Origin of the sequence: Microcystis sp. LE19-131.1A, assembly GCF_027532015.1 — a bacterium.
GTDB classification, from domain to species: domain Bacteria; phylum Cyanobacteriota; class Cyanobacteriia; order Cyanobacteriales; family Microcystaceae; genus Microcystis; species Microcystis ichthyoblabe_A.
Map to the genome: position 1 here is coordinate 25,321 of NZ_JAPZSS010000195.1, position 20,897 is coordinate 46,217.

General features: G+C 41.2%; 16 protein-coding genes and 1 pseudogene. 10 read left to right on the forward strand and 7 right to left on the reverse strand.

Going from position 1 to position 20,897, the window contains the following annotated elements; translation table 11 throughout:
- A complete protein-coding gene (locus O9323_RS14920; RefSeq protein WP_002750165.1) occupies positions 1-468 on the forward strand; it encodes a TspO/MBR family protein in 468 nt (155 codons plus the stop codon).
- Between the two features lie 365 nt (positions 469-833).
- Here O9323_RS14920 and cobM read toward each other — a convergent pair whose 3' ends face one another.
- The gene (gene cobM, locus O9323_RS14925; protein ID WP_002750163.1) at positions 834-1,622 is read right to left on the reverse strand and encodes a precorrin-4 C(11)-methyltransferase; all 789 of its coding nucleotides are present in this window, start codon (positions 1,620-1,622) and stop codon (positions 834-836) included.
- Positions 1,623-1,828: 206 nt separating this feature from the next.
- Here cobM and dnaB point away from each other — a divergent pair, with 206 nt between their 5' ends.
- From dnaB to O9323_RS14940, 3 genes are all read left to right on the forward strand, one after another.
- Positions 1,829-3,586 (forward strand): replicative DNA helicase, encoded by a 1,758-nt coding sequence (gene dnaB, locus O9323_RS14930; RefSeq protein ID WP_043997371.1) that lies wholly within the window; start codon positions 1,829-1,831, stop codon positions 3,584-3,586.
- A 1-nt stretch (position 3,587) separates the two neighbouring features.
- Positions 3,588-5,165 (forward strand): glycosyltransferase family 39 protein, encoded by a 1,578-nt coding sequence (locus O9323_RS14935; RefSeq protein WP_002776552.1) that lies wholly within the window; start codon positions 3,588-3,590, stop codon positions 5,163-5,165.
- 92 nt (positions 5,166-5,257) lie between these two features.
- Positions 5,258-6,574: a family 10 glycosylhydrolase gene (locus O9323_RS14940; RefSeq protein WP_288125357.1), complete on the forward strand. Its 1,317-nt coding sequence runs from the start codon at positions 5,258-5,260 to the stop codon at positions 6,572-6,574.
- Positions 6,575-6,946: 372 nt separating this feature from the next.
- On the opposite strand, the gene O9323_RS14945 is transcribed toward O9323_RS14940, so the two are convergent.
- Entirely contained in the window at positions 6,947-9,367 is a 2,421-nt protein-coding gene (locus O9323_RS14945; protein ID WP_002739607.1) for a phosphoketolase family protein, read from the reverse strand.
- A gap of 554 nt (positions 9,368-9,921) precedes the next feature.
- Here O9323_RS14945 and gap point away from each other — a divergent pair.
- The 3 genes from gap to ygfZ are packed head-to-tail and all read left to right on the forward strand — an operon-like array spanning position 9,922 to position 12,394.
- A complete protein-coding gene (gene gap / locus O9323_RS14950) occupies positions 9,922-10,956 on the forward strand; it encodes a type I glyceraldehyde-3-phosphate dehydrogenase (RefSeq protein WP_002739710.1) in 1,035 nt (344 codons plus the stop codon).
- Between the two features lie 59 nt (positions 10,957-11,015).
- A complete protein-coding gene (locus O9323_RS14955) occupies positions 11,016-11,384 on the forward strand; it encodes a hypothetical protein (protein WP_002776549.1) in 369 nt (122 codons plus the stop codon).
- Positions 11,381-12,394, forward strand: coding sequence for a CAF17-like 4Fe-4S cluster assembly/insertion protein YgfZ (gene ygfZ / locus O9323_RS14960; RefSeq protein WP_288125358.1), 1,014 nt, complete (start codon positions 11,381-11,383; stop codon positions 12,392-12,394). Before O9323_RS14955 ends, ygfZ begins: the two co-directional genes overlap by 4 nt.
- Before the next feature lie 255 nt (positions 12,395-12,649).
- On the opposite strand, the gene O9323_RS14965 is transcribed toward ygfZ, so the two are convergent.
- The 5 genes from O9323_RS14965 to O9323_RS14985 form a co-directional block, all read right to left on the reverse strand.
- Positions 12,650-14,308 carry an NAD+ synthase gene (locus O9323_RS14965; protein WP_149107086.1) on the reverse strand — a complete coding sequence of 553 codons (1,659 nt, stop codon included), beginning with the start codon at positions 14,306-14,308 and terminating at the stop codon, positions 12,650-12,652.
- Positions 14,309-14,320: 12 nt separating this feature from the next.
- Positions 14,321-15,049 (reverse strand): NUDIX hydrolase, encoded by a 729-nt coding sequence (locus tag O9323_RS14970; protein ID WP_002750150.1) that lies wholly within the window; start codon positions 15,047-15,049, stop codon positions 14,321-14,323.
- A complete protein-coding gene (locus O9323_RS14975) occupies positions 15,046-15,612 on the reverse strand; it encodes a nicotinate-nucleotide adenylyltransferase (RefSeq protein WP_002743664.1) in 567 nt (188 codons plus the stop codon). The genes O9323_RS14970 and O9323_RS14975 overlap by 4 nt, the downstream gene beginning before the upstream one ends.
- 580 nt (positions 15,613-16,192) lie before the next feature.
- A complete protein-coding gene (locus tag O9323_RS14980; protein ID WP_288125359.1) occupies positions 16,193-16,633 on the reverse strand; it encodes a hypothetical protein in 441 nt (146 codons plus the stop codon).
- A gap of 188 nt (positions 16,634-16,821) precedes the next feature.
- Positions 16,822-17,055 carry a DUF1830 domain-containing protein gene (locus tag O9323_RS14985; protein WP_002776540.1) on the reverse strand — a complete coding sequence of 78 codons (234 nt, stop codon included), beginning with the start codon at positions 17,053-17,055 and terminating at the stop codon, positions 16,822-16,824.
- 858 nt (positions 17,056-17,913) lie between these two features.
- On the opposite strand from O9323_RS14985, the gene O9323_RS14990 reads away from it, so the two are divergent.
- From O9323_RS14990 to O9323_RS15000, 3 genes and pseudogenes are all read left to right on the forward strand, one after another.
- Positions 17,914-18,339 (forward strand): hypothetical protein, encoded by a 426-nt coding sequence (locus O9323_RS14990; RefSeq protein WP_288125360.1) that lies wholly within the window; start codon positions 17,914-17,916, stop codon positions 18,337-18,339.
- Positions 18,340-18,380: 41 nt separating this feature from the next.
- Positions 18,381-20,495 (forward strand): pentapeptide repeat-containing protein, encoded by a 2,115-nt coding sequence (locus tag O9323_RS14995; protein WP_288125361.1) that lies wholly within the window; start codon positions 18,381-18,383, stop codon positions 20,493-20,495.
- Between the two features lie 142 nt (positions 20,496-20,637).
- Positions 20,638-20,772 (forward strand): annotated as a pseudogene (locus tag O9323_RS15000) (Uma2 family endonuclease); the annotation flags it as partial.
- Positions 20,773-20,897: the final 125 nt, after the last annotated feature.

The window sequence follows — 20,897 nt, forward strand, 5'->3', positions numbered from 1 at the left end:
ATGATTCCCTCTTGGTTGCTTATCGGTGTCGTGGGGTTTTTGGTAGCGTTAGCTGGGGGATTACTCAATTCTCGCGATGTGCGTTGGTTTGCGCGTTTGCGTCGTCCCGATTGGTTAAGCTTTGAAAGATTAATCCCTCTTATCTGGACAATTATCTATATTTGTGGCGCAATTTCTGCTTATTTAGTCTGGGAAGCTCAACCGGCTAATCGCTGGTTTTTGATGGCTTTTTATCTGTTGGTGGAATTGACTATTAGTGCCTATACTCCCGTCACCTGTAAACTACGCAGTCTCAAAGCGGGAACGATTATCGGAGGTACGGGTTTTTTCTTGGGTTGTCTTCTGGCGCTCTTGGTTTTCCCTGTTTCTTCTTGGGCGGGCATCCTACTCCTACCCTACCTGATTTGGAGTCCGATCGGTACCTATGTGACTTGGGAAATGATCCATCTCAATCCTCGGGATGTATAGATAGGTAAAGTGGGATGTGTTAATTTTTAACACATCCCACAGGTCTTATTGCCATCTACCAACTTAAAAATCTAGACTGTTTTTTTCGCTCTAACTCGCTCTACCCTGGCAGGACTGGAGCAATCAAGGAAGTTAGGAACCTCCTGACGACAGTGAGGACAATACCAGTAGGCACGACTAGCTACAAGGTGACGAAGGGTAATTCCCGAACAAATCGGGCAGCTGTGCATGGATTGTTAGAGGAATTTTAAACGTTTTTAAAATTGTCCTACCTCTCACTGCGATTTTAAACAAAATCGCCGCTCTTTAAATCTATCTTTAGGTAGAAACCCAGTGTTTCTTTCGATAGATTCCCCAGAAAATACTTAAGGATGAGGACGGAAAAGATGGGAATGTTGCGGGTGATAAAGTTGCGATCGAGTTCCTGTAATCTGGTTTAAAGCGGGACTAATGAGATAAAGGGTAGTTCTAGTTAAATTTTCCCGATGGGTTAGTTTGGCCATCTCTGACAGAGGGACAACCCAGATTTTTTCGTCGGGCCAACCGAGACGGAAACAAACGGCCACCTGTTGCTCTGCCGGATAGTATCTTAGGAGTTTTTCCTGGGCTTTGTCAACATGACGGGCGGCTAAATATAGGCATAAACTGGCTTTATGAGCGGCTAAAGAGGCTAATTCTTCACTTTCTGGCATGGGAGAGGCTTTTCCTTCCACCCGGGTTAGAATAATTGTCTGGACTAATTCCGGAATCGTTAATTCTAGGGCCAATTTAGCCGCTAATCCTTGAAAGGCACTAATTCCGGGGATTAGCTGAAAGGGTATATCTGCTGCTGTCAAAAGCTCAATTTGTTCTTGGATGGCACTATAGAGACTTAAATCCCCCGATTGCAGTCGCACCACCGCTAAACCCCGACGCACGCGATCGATCATTAAAGGGATAATTTCCTCTAGGGTGATGCTACTGGTGGGAATTAACTCGGCATCTTTAGGAGTGTCCTCAAGAATCTGTTTGGGGACGAGGGAATCAGCAAAGACGATAACATCGGCTTTTTGGAGAATTTTATAGGCTTTTACCGTCAATAATTCTGGATCTCCAGGGCCCGCACCAATAAAATAGACGGCCGGGGAGAGCGCCGAGGAGTCAATTAAAGTCATACTAAATCCTGTTTAAAAGGGGTGTGGGGTGTGGGGTGTGGGGTGTGGGGATGTGGGGATGTGGGGAGAATAAATAAAAACAATCTCCTGACTCCTGAATACTGAATACTGTCTCCTGAATACTGAATCCTATCATTAACCTGAACATTTGTATTTAATTAGGGTGAATGACTATAATTAATGATAAAGCACAGTCAGCATTGACAATGATTAGCGATCAATCCCTCCCCCCCCAAAATATTGAAGCGGAAGAATCTATCTTAGGTGGTATTTTACTAGATCCAAAAGCGTTAGGTAGAATCAGTGATTTTTTAATTCCAGAAGCTTTCTATGTAAAAACCCATCAAGATATTTATCGTGCGGCGCTTGCTTTACAAGGGAAGGGAAAACCGACGGATTTAATGACGGTTAGCAGTTGGTTACAGGATAATCATCTGCTGGAAGGAATCGGGGGAATGCCGCGATTGTTACAATTAATTGAGCGCACTGTCTCGGCTGCCAACATCGATCGCTATGCTGAATTAGTGATGGATAAATATATGCGTCGTCAGTTAATTTCCACCGGGGGAGAAATTATTGAGTTAGCCAGGGATACGACGCTAGAATTAGAAAATGTTTTCGATGAATCGGAACAAAAGATTTTTCGTCTCACCCAAAAACGACCCCAGGAGGGTTTAATTTTTCTGGGGGATACTTTAATCGAAACTTTTAACGAAATTGAGAAGATGCAGGAGACCACCACTCTACCCGGTATCGAAACTCAATTTTATGATCTCGATGCGATGACCAGTGGTTTACAACCCTCGGATTTAGTTATTATCGCGGGTAGGCCTTCCATGGGAAAAACTTCTTTTGCTCTTAATATTGCCTATAATATCGCTCAACAGAATTTACCCGTGGCTGTCTTTAGTTTGGAGATGTCTAAGGAACAATTAGCCCAACGTTTGTTATCGAATGAGGCTAAAATCGAAAGTAATCGGATTCGATCGGGCCGTTTGGGACAAAATGATTTAGAGAAGGTTCTTGGGGGACTAGAAAAGTTATTAAATTTGCCCATATATATCGATGACAGTGCCAATTTAAGTGTGATTCAAATGCGTTCCCAAGTGCGGCGTTTACAGGCAGAAAAAAAAGGACAAATGGGATTAGTTCTAATCGATTATCTGCAATTAATGGAAGGTGGAGGTGATAATCGCGTTCAGGAAATTTCTAAAATTACCCGCAGTCTTAAGGGTTTAGCCAGAGAAATTCATGCTCCAGTAATTGCTCTTTCTCAGTTAAGTCGCGCTGTGGAATCTCGCAATAATAAAAGACCGATGATGTCCGATTTACGCGAGTCGGGATGTTTAGCGGGTGATAGTTTAGTTGAGTTAGCCGATCCTCGTGCTAAAGTGCCAATTTGTGAGTTAGTGAATTGCTCTAATTTTACGGTTTTTGCTCTTAATGAGGAAACAATGAAATTAGAAAAAGCACTGGTAACTAAGGTCTTTTCCACAGGATTTAAGCCAGTTTTTCGATTAACAACTCGTTTAGGTCGCACGATTAGAGCTACAGCCAATCATAAGTTTTTGACTGTCCACGGTTGGCAAAGATTAGATGAATTAAATATTGGTAATTATATCGCTTTACCTCGCTCTCTGAGTAATTCAGACCTAACTTTTAATTGGGATGAAGTTATGGCAATTCAAGCGGATGGAGAGACAGAAGTGTATGATTTAACAGTAGATAAATTGCATAACTTTATTGCCAATAATATCATCGTCCATAATAGTATCGAACAGGATGCGGATTTAATTATGATGTTATACCGAGATGAATATTATAACCCCGATAGTCCCGATCGAGGTGTGGCCGAAGTAATTATTACTAAACACCGTAACGGTCCCACCGGCACAATTAAGCTACTTTTTCAACCAGAATTTACCAAGTTTCTCAATCTTAAACAAAGTCGCTCTAATTATTAAAATGAAAGCAAATATTAATTATAAAACTCCCAATTGGCTCTTAATACTTTTGGCAATTATCCTAACTCTCGGTGTGGTTTTTCGTTTCGCAAATATCGATAAAAAAATCTATTGGCATGATGAATCCTACACCACCATTAGAACCACTGGTTATCAAGCAAAGGAAATCGCTGATACTATTTTTCAAAACCGTCTTTTATCTACCACAGAATTAGGAAAATTTCAACAACTGAAACCAGAAAGTAATGTTTTTGATACGATTCAATCTCTCGCTAAAGAAGACCCTCAACACCCACCTTTATACTTTATGATCTCTCGCTATTGGGAAAAAATATTCGGTTTTTCTCCCGTTTCTTCCCGCAGTTTAGCGATTGTTTTTAGTCTTCTCTCCCTGCCATTTATTTACTATCTATCCCTAGAATTATTTACATCAAAGTTAACGGCAATTTTAGCGGTAATTTTATTGGCACTGTCCCCAGTTGATATAATATTTGCTCAAATGTCCCGTCAGTATAGTCTTTTAGTTTTGTTAACGATAATCAGTCAATTAATGCTGTTAAAATGCCTCAAAAAAAGAACTCTTGTTAATTGGTCTTTATACACCTTATCTAATACTCTCGGACTCTACACCCATCTCTTTTTTATTCTCAACTTATTTGCTCAAGCAACCTTGATAATTTGGTATCTTGTTATGAAACCAGAGCGAAAAAATAACTTGATATTTTTCCTGTTATCTGGGTTAACAATGATAATTTTATATATACCCTGGTTACAGGTTTTTTTAACTAACTCTCAAAGAGCCTTTAACTCCACCAGTTGGGCTGCCGTTAACTATCTCGATTGGGGATTGTTCGGTAAATTATGGCTCTTAACTTTTACTTCTCTATTTAGCGATAGCGATTTTGGTTTTAATAACATCTTCACCTATATATATAGACTGATTTTTTTAATCTTAATTATCTATGCTTTTGAGCGAGTTTATCGCTACAATAACCCGATAGTTTTTACTTTTCTGATTACCTCAACCCTAGTACCTTTCCTAGCTTTAGTCATTCCCGATCTAATTTTGACCACCACTAGATCAACTGTCACCCGTTATCTAATTGCCTCCTTTCCCACTATCTATATAACTGTGGCTTTTTTCTTGTCACAATTGCTTAATCAAGGTAAATTTTCAGGTAAAATTATCTTGACTTTTTTGTTAACTGCTAGTATAATATCGAACTTTAATAATGCTCTTTCCGAAACCAGTTGGGCAAAAGTTCCTAGTTATTGGAATGGCGAAGTTGCCAGAAAAATTAATGCTGTACCCAATGCCATTATTATCAGCGACGAAGGTAATGACTGGACTAACTTAGGTGATTTGCTTTCCCTTAATTATCGTCTTAATGCTGATGTACAATACTTCCTGACTACCACTAACCCCGATACCGATAAGTTAAAAGAAGTCCTAGAAATTCCCCAGGCCAACTTATTTCTTTTTCGTCCTTCCAATAGGTTATTAGTGGCCTTAGATCAATTCGATATTCGTCTTGATTATTTCTATCCTCAAGGCCAATTGTCGCGAGTGAAGAAATAGGTAAATATATATTTTGGGTCAATCTAGCCTCAAAGAGTTGAGCAAAGCTGTTATTATAACCAGTTAAAACCGTTAATCTTCACCCTAAAGAAATGACTTTTCTAATTCCGACTAGCGTTTGGCGGCAAATTCTTAAAAAGTTCCCTATACTACTATTCTTAGCATCTTTTCTGATAGTCGTATTCTTAGGCTATTTTTCTACCGCTTTCTCTCAAAGTCGGGATACCGATATTCGCGGTGTTTGGATTACCACCAACGATACTGCGATGCTGATGGACAGGGATAAACGACAACAGGCGATCGAGCAATTAGTTAATCTTAATTTTAATGCTATCTATCCCGTGGTCTGGAATTCCGGTTATGCTCTCTATCCTAGCGCGATCGCGAAACGGGAAGGAATACAGCCTTTTGTGCCTACGGGAGCGCAGGGACAAGATATCTTGGCAGAATTGGTGGAACAAACCCGTGGCAGGGGATTATTGGTCATTCCTTGGTTTGAATTCGGATTTATGGCCCCTCCCACCTCAGAATTAGCCTTAAAACATCAGAACTGGTTAACTCAAAAACGCGACGGGGGGACCACTTGGGTGGGGGCAGCCGGTGAGGTGGTGTGGTTGAATCCTTTCCGTCCCGAGGTGCAGAATTTTCTGCGGGAGTTAGTCTTGGAAGTGGTGGGACAATACGATATTAACGGCATCCAATTCGACGATCATCTGAGTTTACCGAATGAATTCGGCTATGATCCCTATACTATCGCTCTTTATCAACAGGAAACGGAAAAAACACCTCCGGCTAACCCCCGGGATCCCGAATGGACAAAATGGCGGGCCGATAAAATCACCGCTTTTCTGGCTAATCTCAAAGAATCAATTCAGGCAGTTAAACCGAATATACTGCTTTCGATCGCCCCTAATCCCTACGAATTCGCCTATAATGGTCATTTACAGGATTGGCTCGCTTGGGTGCGGCAAGGATTAGTCGATGAGTTAATCGTACAGGTTTATCGTCCCGATCTGCCCAGTTTTCTCAAACAATTAGAGCGTCCCGAAATTCAAGAAACCCAGCAAACTATCCCCACCGGTGTGGGGGTTTTAACCGGTTTACGCAATCGACCGATTGCCCTACCCTTGATTGAAGAAAAGGTATTGGCTGCTCGTCAACGGGGTTTAGGGGTGATTTTCTTCTTTTATGAAAGTCTCTGGCAGCAAGCTTTGGAACCTCCAGAAACCAGAAAAGCGGCAATTCAAGCAATGTTTTCGCAACCCATTACTCCCCGTCTTCCCGTGGTGGACAATCTCCCCTTAGTTAGTACACCTGAACCTGTTGACCAGCCAGAACTAACCCCCACACCTCCCCCCTTAGCGCCGGACGGTATCGAAATTCCTGTAATTCCCCCTCCGGGTAGTTAATAGCAATTTTTGCCCAGAGAAATTACAGATCAAATCATCGAATTTAAGTCCCCCTTTTTCCCTTTTTTTTAACAGGGATGGAGATGCTGGGGGGATGAAAATTTTTTTAGTCAGATTTTGGAGAATTGGTATGAGTTAGACTTACTCATTCTCCGCATTGACATCTCAAACTGAACTGCTATGGTAAATCCCTTGATAGATAGGCATTTCAGTGTTTCAATCGGGACTCACTTCTGTGAAAACCGCTATATACAAACTCTATTAATTGCACCATAATTAAACTCAAATAATATTTTATTTAGGTGGAATAGGAAGATGAAATTTATCGATAAACTAATAAATTATCATCACCTAAACCACTTTCTAGCCTAATTAATAGGGCCATTTCCAGTTAGTAATCTCGTCCTTATCGATGCCATTGGTAAAAGCATAATCGAGATTATCGATAATGGCATTTTTCATCCGTTCTTTCACATGACCGGCAGCAGAACCTAATTTTGGCACGCGATCAATCACATCAATTACTAGATGAAAACGATCAACTTGGTTACGAATCGCTAATTCTAGGGGAGTATTAATATTCCCTTCTTCTTTGTAACCACGCACATGAATACGTTCCTGATTACTGCGACGGTAGGTAAGTTTATGAATCAGCCAAGGATAACCGTGGAAATTAAAGATAATTGGCTTATCAGTGGTAAATAAACTATCAAAATCCCGTTCCGATAAACCATGGGGGTGTTCACTTTCCGACTGTAATTTAAACAGATCAACCACATTGATAAAGCGAACTTTTAAGTAAGGGAATTCCTCCCGTAGAATTGCCGTTGCTGCTAAAGATTCTTTAGTGATAATATCCCCACAGCAAGCCATAATCACATCCGGTTCATCGGGATTAGTTCCATCATCATCGTTACTGGCCCAATCCCAAATACCGATACCTTTAGTGCAGTGTTTAATTGCTTCTTCAATGGTCAAGTATTGCAGGTGTTTCTGTTTATCAGCAACGATAATATTAGTGTAATCCTTGCTCTTGAGGCAGTGATTAGTCACACTTAATAAACAATTCCCATCGGGGGGAAGATAAACCCGCACCACGTCGGCACTTTTATTGGTTACTAAATCGATAAAACCGGGGTCTTGGTGACTAAAACCATTGTGATCCTGCCGCCAAACCACCGAGGATAATAACAGATTCCAAGAGGAAACAGAAGCACGCCAAGGCACATGATTTTTGCAGATATCGAGCCATTTAGCGTGTTGGTTGAACATGGAATCGATAACGTGAGCAAAAGCCTCGTAGGAGTGAAATAAACCGTGACGACCGGATAATAAATAACCCTCTAACCAACCGACTAAAGTATGTTCACTCAGCATCTCCATCACCCGACCATCGGCAGATAATTGGCTACCATCTAAATCCTCCGGATAGGTATCAGCTAACCAAGCTTTTTTAGTCACTTCATAGAGAGCCGCTAAACGATTAGAAGCAGTTTCATCGGGACCAAAAACGCGAAAATTAGTCATATTATTTCGCATTACATCCCGCAAAAATACCCCCATCACTCCCGTGTTTTCCGCTTCCACTTGGCCCGGGTGGGTGACATCTACGGCATATTGACGAAAATCGGGCATTTTTAGGTCTTTACGCAGCAATCCGCCATTAGCGTGCGGATTAGCACTCATGCGACGATGACCAATAGGAGCGAGTTCTTTAAATTCCGGCTTAAATTGACCCGTGGCATAGTCAAATAATTCCTCCGGGTTATAGCTTTTCATCCACTCCTCTAATTTTCTCAAGTGGTCCGGGTTTTCGTGCATGGCACCCATGGGGACTTGGTGAGCGCGCCAGAATCCTTCTACTTTATGACCATCAACCTTTTTTGGACCTGTCCAACCCTTGGGAGACCGGAGGATAATCATCGGCCAGGGGTAACGTTTAGCCACTCCTGTGCTGCGAGCTTCCTGTTGATAGGAGCGAATCTGATTGATACAGTGTTCTAGGGTAGCGGCCATTTTTTGATGGCAGTGCATGAGGTCTTCATCCTCCTTACATTCGACGATGTAGGGAGTGTAACCGTAACCGACAAAGAGACTTTCTAACTCGTGGGTCGAAATACGGGAGAGAATGGTGGGATTAGCGATTTTATAACCGTTTAAGTTTAAAATTGGCAGTACCGCACCATCGCGAATCGGGTTAAGGAATTTATTCGAGTGCCATGCGGTGGCAAGGGGGCCGGTTTCTGCTTCCCCATCACCCACCACCACGGCCGTAATTAGGTCGGGATTGTCAAAAACAGAACCGTAGGCATGGGAAACACTATAACCCAGTTCGCCGCCCTCATGGATAGAACCGGGGGTTTCGGGGGTGACGTGACTACCGATGTGACCGGGAAAAGAAAATTGTTTAAAGAATTTTTGTAATCCTTCCTCGTCTTCACTTTTATCGGGGTAAATTTCCGAATAGGTTCCTTCTAGATAAACCGGACCGAGTACCCCCGGCGCCCCATGGCCGGGACCGGCCATAAAAATCATATCGAGGTCGTATTTTTTGATTAAACGGTTGAGGTGAACGTAGGTAAAACTTAAGGCCGGACTCGCTCCCCAGTGACCAAGTAAGCGATACTTAACGTGTTCGGGTTTAAGATGTTCTTTGAGCAGGGGATTATCGCGCAGATAAATCATACCTACAGCTAAATAGTTACAAGCGCGCCAATAGGCATGGGTTTTATAGAGTTCGTCTTGAGAAAGGGGATTTTGCTCTGTTAAGGGTCTTTCTGGTGCGGATACCATGAATATTTCTCCGATATCTATGAAGGATGAGATTAAGAGAGTTGATAGACAATTTCTCCAGATTATCGAGAGGGTTAACCCTCGGTCAGTTTTCAAACTGTAATCAAGAGTCTAACCTTTCGGAGCGTAAAAAACTATTAAAATAAGCTATATTTTGCCAATCCGGCCAGGGGAATTTATGTCAGTCGGGCGGGGTTTTTAAATAGCTTTTAAAGGAAAATTAATATCTTCTTAACTTAGGGAGCAATAATTCTCAAAAAACTTTTAATTATTTTTTAATGTCAGCTTGTCCTAAAAGGCTATAAAATTGCGTTCTCGTTTGTCGGGAAGAGCCTAATCAGGTTTTCTCGATGCCGGTGGTAGGGATGAGTAGGATAGCAAATTGATGATTTTTTATCTTGGAAGGACTGAAACTTAAAATCTTTCTATACTTCATCTAGCGATCAACAAAAGCTGATTAGCATATATAGTGATTCTCTACAGGCTAATCAATTCTCAAATTATTTTTTCTTGATCGTGCCTAAGCTTATCGCAGCTGCAAAGGAGTTTTTTTCATGACAAAAGTAAGAGTCGCCATCAACGGATTCGGTCGTATCGGTCGCCTCGTTTTTAGGGCGGGTATCCAAAATCCTGATTTCGAGTTTGTTGGTATAAATGATCTGGTTCCCTCCGATAATATTGCCTATCTGCTCAAATACGACTCCACCCACGGACGTTTTCAGGGTACGGTAGAAGCGAAAGAAGATGGCATCGTCGTGGATGGTAAGTTTATCCCCTGTTACTCGATTAAAGACCCTGCTCAACTGCCCTGGGGTGCAACCGGGGCCGATTATGTGGTCGAGTCCACCGGTTTATTTACCACCGCCGAAGGAGCAGGAAAACACCTAGAAGCCGGGGCCAAACGGGTAGTTATCTCCGCACCCACCAAAGATCCCGACAAGATTCGTACTATTGTACTGGGCGTTAACGACAATGAGTACGATCCCGCTAAGGATCTGATCGTCTCTAACGCTAGTTGTACCACCAATTGTTTAGCCCCGATCACCAAAGTTATTAACGATAACTTCGGACTGGCGGAAGGATTAATGACCACGGTACACTCGATGACCGCCACTCAACCCACCGTGGATGGTCCATCGAAAAAAGATTGGCGCGGTGGTCGCGGCGCTGGTCAAAATATTATCCCCTCCTCCACGGGGGCAGCCAAAGCAGTAACCCTAGTTATTCCTTCCCTAAAAGGCAAATTAACCGGTATGGCCTTCCGTGTACCAACTCCCAACGTTTCGGCGGTGGATTTAACCTTTAAAACCGAAAAAGCCACCAGTTACGAGGAAATCTGCGCCGCTATGAAAGCCGCCAGCGAAGGTCCGATGAAAGGTATCCTCGGTTATACCGATGAGGAAGTGGTATCGAGTGACTTTATCACTGACCCCCGTTCCAGTATCTTTGATGCTAAAGCTGGCATTCAACTTAATGCTAATTTCTTTAAGGTCGTCTCTTGGTACGATAACGAATGGGGTTACTCCTGCCGGATGTTAGACCTGATGAAAATGATGGCAGCTAAGGAAGCAACCCTCGTAACAGCCTAAATCAGTTATCAGTTATCAGTTTACTGTTTACTGATAACTGATAACTGATAACTGATAAGATGAATCCAAAATTTAAAGATATTATCGCTTGGGAACAGGCACAATTATTAATGCAGCCGGCATTTATTCGGGTGCTGGATAATCTGCGTAAACAGTTAGAAAATTCCCTCTGGAAAGGAACTTATACAGAAATTCAAGATCCCTATCCCAGTTATCTGCTCTGTTTGACTTATCTCGATCGCTCCGTTACTGTAAATATTTGGGAACTTTGTTTTCAAGTCTGTTTTCTCGATTATCCCACCGATGAGGGAGAGAGCGTCACCATCGATACCAGTCTCCTCGACCCCACCGGTGAACTAGATTGGCAGAGTTTGGAAACGAAAACCGAGCGCATTATTAACCGATTATTCGCTAATTTACCTCCATGAAAGCAGATTTAGAAACGATCAAGGCAGAGTATGCCGCTAGTTTTCTCAAAGATTACAGCAATGATCCCCAAAATTTAGCATCCCAAACAATTTTAATCGATCGCTCCGATTGGGGTTTATTAGAATTAAAAGGCCAGGATCGACTGCGTTTTCTCCACAATCAAACCAGTAACGCGATTGATCGCCTGAAACCGGGTCAGGGTTGTGAGACAATTTTCCTTAACTCTACCGGTCGTACTCTCGATTTTGTCACAGTTTACTCTGGCGATGACTCCCTCCTCATCCTCGTTTCTCCCCAACGTCGTCAATTTTTACTGGAATTGATCGATCGCTATATTTTCCCCTTCGATAAAGTGGAAATTAGCGACTTAACCGATAATTTTGCCATTGTCACCCTAATTGGTACTGAAAGCGGGCAATACCTGCAAAAAATCGCCATTCCAGAGCAGATTTTAACGGGGGTGCAGCATAGTCATTATCTCCTTTCTGACCCCCCTCTGAGAGTGGCCGTCGGTACCGGCTTAGATCTGCCCGGATATACTTTAATCGTTGCCGCCGCCGAAGCCGGTCTCCTCTGGGAAAATTTAATTAAAAATGGCGTTACTCCCGCAGATGAGCAGGTGTGGGAATACCTGAGAATCCATCAGGGCCGACCGGCAGTCGATCGAGAATTAACCGAAGACTATAACCCTTTAGAGGCCGGTTTATGGCGAGCGATCGTCTTTGATAAGGGCTGTTATATTGGTCAAGAAACTATCGCCCGTCTCAACACCTATAAAGGCGTAAAACAAAGACTTTGGGGCATAAAACTCAGCCAACCCGTCCCCAGCAATACCCCGATTATTTTAGAAGCGCAAAAAGTCGGTTTACTCACCAGTGTGCTGGAGGATTTTGGCTTGGGTTATGTGAAAACAAAAGCGGGAGGAGAGGGTTTAAAAGTACAAATCGGCGAGGCAACAGGAGAATTAATCCCTTTACCCTTCCTCTCTCACGAATACCCCTTTCAGTGAACAGTAATCAGTAAACAGTAATCAGTAATCAGTGACCAATCACTAATCAATGATAACTGATAACTCACATCTTATAAGTAGTTGTGCAAAATTAATTTATTGGTTAGGATAGGCAAAAGGCAGGAGGCAAAAGGCAAAAGCTTTATCGAAATGTGTAATTAATTTTGCTTAGATACTTAACTAATAACTAATAACTAATAACTAATAACTAATAACTGATAACTGATAACTGATAACTGATAACTGATAACCCCCCTAACCCCAACGACTAGCGATAGGCATTCGCCAACCAGTGCCAAAAGCGCGATCGCTAATTTTTAGGCCCGGGGGGGCTTGTTTGCGCTTAAATTCGGCATTTTTAACCAATTTAATCACTTTCTGCACAATTTCAGGCTCAAAGCCGGCGGCGATAATTTGTTCGGCGGATTGATGGCGATCGATTAATAGTGCTAAAATAGCATCTAAAATCTCGTAGGGAGGTAAAGAATCTTGATCCTTCTGATTGGGTTTTAATTCAGCACTAGGAGCTTTATTAATCACATTAAGGGGAATAATTTCCCCGTGCCGATTTAACCAGCGACAGAGGGAATAAACCCTCGTTTTCGGCACATCAGCAATCACTGCTAAACCACCATTCATATCACCGTAAAGGGTGCAATATCCCACCGCCATTTCTGATTTATTGCCAGTGGATAATAGTAAATGACCGAATTTATTAGAGAGAGCCATTAATAAATTACCGCGAATGCGTGACTGAAGATTTTCTTCAGCAATACCGAAATCAGTACCAGCGAAAAGCCGCTCTAAAAGTTGATCATAAGCGGTCATAATTTCTTTAATTGCTAACTTCTCACTTTTGATACCTAAATTATTAACTAAAGCCACTGCATCGCTAATGGAATGGTCGGAACTATAGGGAGAAGGCATCATCACAGCGAGAACATTTTCTTTACCCAATGCGTCGCTGGCAATAGCGGCAACTAAACTGGAATCAATGCCACCACTCAAGCCGAAAATTACCCGTTTAAAACCGCATTTCTGCACATAATCTCGTACTCCTAAGACTAAGGCTCGATAAATTTCCTCATCTTCATCGACAGGTAAAGGATGAATAACCGCAGGTAACAAATCTTGATTAAACTCGATCAACTCTAGGCTAGAAGTAAATGCCTGAGCGCGATAAATCACTTCTCCTTGTCGGTTAAAAGCCACGCTGTCACCATCAAAAATTAAATCATCATTTCCTCCCACTTGATTGACATAAACTATCGGTAAATTATATCTAGTGGCACTATGGGATAATAAAGATTCTCGCAATTTTTGCTTACCGACACTGTAGGGAGAAGCGGAAAGATTAACGATTAAATCCACTCCCAAATTAGCTAAATCGGCGATGGGATTAACCGCGTATTGACGCTGACCCCAAAATTGTTCATCATTCCAAACATCTTCACAGATAGTTACACCGATTTTTACATTATTTTCTGTTAGTTGAAAATATTGACTTTCTTTCCCAGAAGCAAAGTAACGATCCTCATCAAAAACATCGTAGGTAGGCAATAAACGTTTAGTAAAAATTTGTTTAATCTCTTGACTTTTTAACAAAGCTATGCTATTAAATAACGGCTTTTCTCCCCTGACCGTTGCCGAGGGATTTTTTTCGACAAAACCGACTAAGACAGCTAACTTTTCTGGTAATTGTTGGGACAATAATTGCAATTGTTGAGACATTTTCTCCACAAAACCCAGATTTAATAACAAGTCTCTGGGAGGATAACCACAGAGGGATAATTCCGGGGTTAAAAGTAATTCTGCTCCCTGATTAAATGCCGTTTGAGCAGCCTCTAAAATTCTTTGGGCATTTCCTTCGATATCTCCAACAATGGGATTTAATTGAGCGATAGCAATTCTCATATTTTTTCCTATTTAAACAAAAACTAACGGTTGCTCTTTAAAGGGAGCAAAAGCTTTTTCATCAAAGCGATATAAACTAGCCGGACGACCGGCACCACGAGAGACTTTTAAACCCATATCCTTGAGAAATCCTAATTTCAATAGCCGATTTCTGAAGTTAGAATAATCACTAAAATTTTTACCTAAAATTGTCTCATAAAATTGATAAAGATCATTTAAAGTAAATAATTCTGGTAAAACCTCAAAAGCGACGGGACTATATTCTACTTTATTGCGTAATCTTCGCCAGCCATATTCCAAAATTTGACCGTGATTAAAGGCTAAATTTGGCACTTTATCAATCATATACCAAGTGATATTATGATCCTGTTCAGTGATTAACTTTGCTTCCTCAAACCGCACTAAAGCGAAGTAACTCACCGATAGATAACGTTTCCCAAAACTCTCGGCCGCTGCTGGGGAATCTTCCTCTGGACTGCCAAAAGTATATAACTGTTCTAGATAGAGATTATTGACGCTAATTTTCTCGGCTAAAATTCGATAGGCTGCCGTTTCAAGTGATTCCCCATTTCTCACTAAAGTCCTGGGTAAACTCCAGTAATTACTAAAGGGTTCTTCCCGTCGTTTAATCAGAAGCACCAGCAGCCGATTTAATTGGGTATCAACGGAAAAGATCACGTTATCAACTCCCACTTTAAAATCAGCTAGAGATTTATTAGCTAGGGTATTTGGCGATTTCATGCGTAAAGTTTTTGACCTTCGATATAATCTTTAATCGGTGCAGGAACAGCCTGTTTATCGCCTTTTTCTCGATAATCTGTTGAGGATACAGCCGGAGCAAATACATCGGCAATCAGACAATCACCCCCTAATGTTTGCAGTTGTTCAATATCATCTTGGTTAATAGGATAGCCTGGACGAGGAATCACGAGAATTTTGACTTTTTCTAGTAATTCTTGGCTGCGATACCAGTGCCTAATTTGTCCAGCTAAATCAGAACCAATGACTAGGGTATATTCCTCCTGTTCTCCCCAAATTGCTTGCGCTTTTTCCACACTAATTAAGCTCCGTCGATCGCTTAATTCTCGTCGCAGTTGTATATTATCTCTTGGGGGTTGAATATCCCGGATGAGCAAATTTAACATCCTCAGACGATGTTCGAGACTGGTTTGATGATTTTTAAAGGGATTATCGGCAGCCCAAACTGCAACAATATCGTACTGTTCCGATAACCATTTTAGTATGGCTTGATGACCGGCAGTAGGAGGATCGGCACTGGTTCCAAAAAGGGCAATTTTAAGCATAGGATTCAATTGCTTGCTCACTGAGGGATTAGTTTAAGTCTGCTCAAGCTTGGCAAAGATTAACTTCTCCCCATTATAGTTGATTTTACCAAAATAGGGCAAGAGGATCAGTCATCTCCTGCAAAAGTAAGTTATCGAGCCGCTATCGGGTGAAAATATCTAAAACCCCGGATAAATTCGACATAATTTTAGGTTTTATGAATAGGATAGTTAGGGACTTGCGCTTTGATAATGTACCTTTTGGGCGAACGCAGTTCGCCCCTACATTGTGGACAAAATCCGTTACTGTAGGGGCGCAATGCTTGCGCCCTCCGATCGATCAGGTTTGCTGATCACCCTAAGTAGGGGGAGAGCCTTCGAGGTGTTAGGGACTTGCGCTTTGATAATGTGCCATCTGGCTGGTCTGGTTCTTCTACAGAGCGATTTTCTGGCTGGGATATTATTCCTACGCAAGTCCCTTATCTCTTATCTTTTGTCTGCTACTGAAGATTTTTGATTCTTGCAGGAGATATTATTTTTTATAAAATTGGTGAACTAATTCTCAAACGTACTAACCCACAAACAGAAGGAGGCAAACCCATTACGCTGCGCTATGACTCCCGTAGCACTTAGCGGCCAAAACCACTGGCTCGATTTCTCCCTTTTGGAGTTTTTCTAGCGGGGTTGCTCCCTCTAAACGAATATCACCCGTAAGCAGAAAGAGCATTTGTGTCCAAGCACCATCTTCTTTTAGGACGGCTAACACTTGGTCTAAACCGGACAAAACTTTGCCATCAATAAATTGCCAAGCGGGATAAACTAATTCCTCGTTGACAGATAAACCTAAGACCCGATGATTGAGACTCATAGTTTCTAATTCCAAAGAACTACAGGCTAAAACACCACAAACCTCGGCGCTGGTTAAGGTTCCTCCTTGCTTAGATAGGAACCGTTTCTTCGCTTCTTCGCCTCGTTTAATGGCAGCTGCCAACGGAGAGGCCAAAGCTAAAGGAGATTGTGTTTTTTGCATAGATTCTAACATTTTTAACAGCAATTCTCATTTTAAGGTTTCATGACATTGAAACCCTTACAGCAAGAGGAGTTTACAATTCGCAACAAATCTGGGGATCGCTGAAACGGCGCAAAATCGTTTCAAAATGAGAATTGCTGCATTTTTAAGCTAATAAGAAATAATAATTTTGGCAAGACCTTAATCAGACGATCCTTTCCTTATATCGCCAATTCTCGACACGGAATTCTATCTTCCAGCATCATCGTAGCCATCTCATAGGTAAAAATATCTAAGTATCCCCCTTCAGGAGCTTTAAAACAAAAATCTTGGCCCACCTCAACGACTCGCTCTAGCCATTGTCCCATAAAGTCAATTTTGAGAATAGCTGTTTTTTCTGTGCGGTTTACATATACACAGTTGATAATTGCTTGATTAACAGTTGTATTCGACATAACATTCCCCTCCATTTCAGCAATATGGATTTGTTTTTGTCTAGTAGTGTTTCGCTCCTCGTGTCAGGAATCCCTAACATTATTAGCTTGACTCAATCTACTAAAATGGGCTAAGATGCGGGGATGATAATGATGAGTAAAGAGCCAGAACCCGTGAGGATACTGGCTCTCTCCTAGCTTCGCATCATCGGGATTAACCCTCTCAATTAGCCCACCAGGAGACTTAAAACCTTAGTAGTGGACTCAAGAAGCCAGGAGGTCAATCAATATGAAGAACTTACTCACTGTCATCCTGTTAAGCTCGCTTGCTTACGGCGTAGCTCTGGGAAAAATACATCCGTACGACTACGTTTTTATCTACACCATCAACGAACTAGCAAAACGTCAGGGTGGAGATAATCAAGACGGGAAGCGGTAGGCAGAACGTTTACTTAATTCAAGCTGGGCAGTGCGGCAACACTCGACCAGCTTTTTTGTACTGTTTCTTACTATCGCTCTATCTTCTTTAATATTATCCATAATATAATCACTTACTGTAAGGATATCAACCAATAAATATTGCAAAGTTAAGCCAACAAATATTGCAAAGTTAAACCAACAAATATTGCTATTATTAAACAATAATTGTTGGTACTCCATTTCAAAATATGCTAACTAGCCCATCAATATATGATGCCCAAAAGCTGGCAAGAAACTGTGGTTTGGATATTTCCAAGCACTGTAAGAATCTCAACCAACAAATATTGCAAAGTTAAACCAACAATTGTTGCAAAGCTAAACCAACAATTGTTGCTATCATTAAACAATAATTGTTGGTACTCCATTTCAAAATATGCTAACTAGCTCGAAAATACAGCCATGAAGAGAACCTTGTCAACTCCCCCATCACTATCCGATGCCGAAAGGCAAGCAAGCAACTGTGGTTTGGATATCCGCAAGCTAGAAGCTTTGTTGGAAGAAATCGAACCCCTGTCTGAAAAATACAAAATTATTTTCTATCTGGCGGCTACAGGTCTTTTCTCTGCGGATGACCTGGCTGAAATGTTCAATCATAGTAGCGGCAAAAATCTAAACTCAGATTTCAACAGATATCTAGGAGCCAATCTTAAACTTTACCTTGAGTTAGATGACAGTGAGCGTGTGGGAATTACCTCTCTAAGAAGGATTCTCTTTAAAAAGGGCTATTGTGTTGACATTAATGACGATGAATCAGTGAGAGTTTTGCCAACACGCTACGCTGAAAATTCTCAATCAGAGCAGTCTTTTACTGTCAGACAAAATTAGTGCGGATGAGAAAACCACCAATCAAGGAGATTAATTTAAAAATGGAAAACACAGAGTCATTGTGTGAGGTAACAACATCCGCCAGTTGCCGTGCTGACATTATTAATGGGTTGTTAGCTCAACTAGACAATAAACAGGACAGCGATCACCGTGCTGAAATCATAAGGAAATTAGGAGAATATCCTGATCCTCAAGTGATTAAAACACTTTGGGATTTGAGAAATAATCTGGAAAACGAATCCGATGATTTTGTGCAGTACGAAATCAAGCTTAGTCTGCATAAGGTAACTACTCATCCTAGGATAAATATTGATTTTTTTCTGGATAACTTAGAGGTATTCCAATCAAAAGATAACAATTCTCAAGCTCCGAAAGTATTAATTGATGCTGATCTAATTGAAGAGTTTTTATTACGAAATCAAACGACTCTTAACGGTGAAGCTACTAGGGTTATGGGACTTGTTTTAGAGGGAAAAATTAATCCTTACATCGGCGAAATGGGATTAATAGAAATTTGGCATAATATCAAAAATCTGAAATCTCAAGAATATGCCAATCGTTTGATCATTGAACTTCTGAGTAAAATTAACGTCGGCCAAGTTAACTTGAAAGAAATTGACCTAGAAAAATATCCCAACGTTAATTTAAAAACGGCAATTCAAGTTGAGATTGCCAAGAAATATAACCGAGCGGGTATTATCACCATCGCAGATCGAGAATTCATTGCCAGTGGGTATCCTTTTGTGGGTTCCCCTTCCCTATTCTTACAGTTTTTAGGGGAAGATACCTCGCCGGCATCTATCGAAAGAACTCTCAAAAATCTCGGTAAAGCGGCAATGGAAAATGAAAAAGTAAAACTCAATCAGCTTTTAGAAAACGAGCCTCAACAAAACTTATTCTTTGAGGATAATCTTTTGCTTTTTCAAGGCTGGAAAATTGAGCACTTTGAAATTCTCTGTGCTAACAACAATTTAACTTCTGCGACAGTTATCTTATGTAATACAAAAACCCAAGAGCGTTACACTGAATCGGCCTTTAAAAAAAGTCCAGTAGATGCACTTTTTACTGCTTTTGATGAGGCTCTAGCTCATTTAGTTGAAATTAAACATCACCTTAAATCTATCTATGTGGCTAACTTGACACCGGGTAAACAAGGAGCCACAACTGTCAAGGCGGTGGTTGAGTATGATGGTAAAGAAGTGATTACTATCCACACCCATGAAAATATTCTCAAGGCTTATTTTTTCGCCTACGTCAAAGCGATGATTGCCGTTTATGCACCTGATGAATATCACCCCGATATTCATAGCACAAAAGAATTGACATATTTGTACAAAATTGGCGAACGAGATTTTCATGGACTGAATTTCAGCCAAGTCAATTTAATGGATGGTGAGGCCAATCTTTCCGATGCAAAATTGATGGGATGTAACTTCAGTCAGGCTAATCTTTCGGGGGTTAATTTAACTAATGCTGATTTAACAGGAGCCGATTTAAGTCATGCCAATTTGAGCAAAGCTACTCTAACGGGAGCTAATTTGACCGATGTTAAATTAGATGAAAATAATCTAACCCTTCTTGATGGCACAATTTTGACTAACACAATTATGCCTGAAATTAACATTGAAATTAGCGGCGAATCCCGTTTAGAAAAGGTTGCTCAACTACTCAAACACATTGATCCTCAAAGTCAATCTCGAATCTTGGCTATTCACTCCATGACAGATTGCATCTGGTGGGATAATCCCCTTGGTCAAAAATTCTGGGAAGTTAACGAAGAACTAATCAAAAGGGGGATTTCTATTCAACGAGTCTTTATTCTTCCTGAAGTTCCGACTCCAAAGCATTTACAAGTGATTCAGGAACAACTTAACTCTGGCATAGAAGTTGCTTGTATTTGTCATGAAAAAGCCAAAGATGTTGAAGGCTATTGTTGGGATGATACCAACCTATTGATTAGCGAAAACTTATCTGTTCCCAGAAATTCTTTTACAGCGAGAAGAACTATGAATGGTCAAACAGAATCAGGTTATATTTCCTATCAAACAAGAGTTGTCGAGACAGATAAAAGTATCTTCAAGGATCTATGGGAAAAATCCGAAAAACTCTCTACTCAAGCTAATATTCAGGAACAATTAGCAAACCTAAGCACCTGACCCCGAATTTTATTGTTTTATTAACTGATGCTCACAAGGCGATCGCTCTTTCTATTCTATTTTGATAAAAAGCGATCGCTTCCCCACAATCCCTAAAAAATAACCATAAAATTAATTAATAGAATATCGGAGAAAGACAAAGATGATTATCGCTCAAGAAAAACCGACTATTGCGACAGTCACCAAAACCCCTGTCACTTTGGAAGCGTATCGGGCGATCGCTGAAACTTCTCAGGAACGTTATGAATATTGCCATGGAGAATTGACATCCTCACCGCCGTAAACGGACGGTGATTCCCAAACCTCACGATTTAGGTTTCTGCTTCTTTCCCTTGCGGGGTTCCGCACCTGCCTTAACAGATTTACTCTGTTCTGGTCTTATGGTCGCTCTACAGACTGACA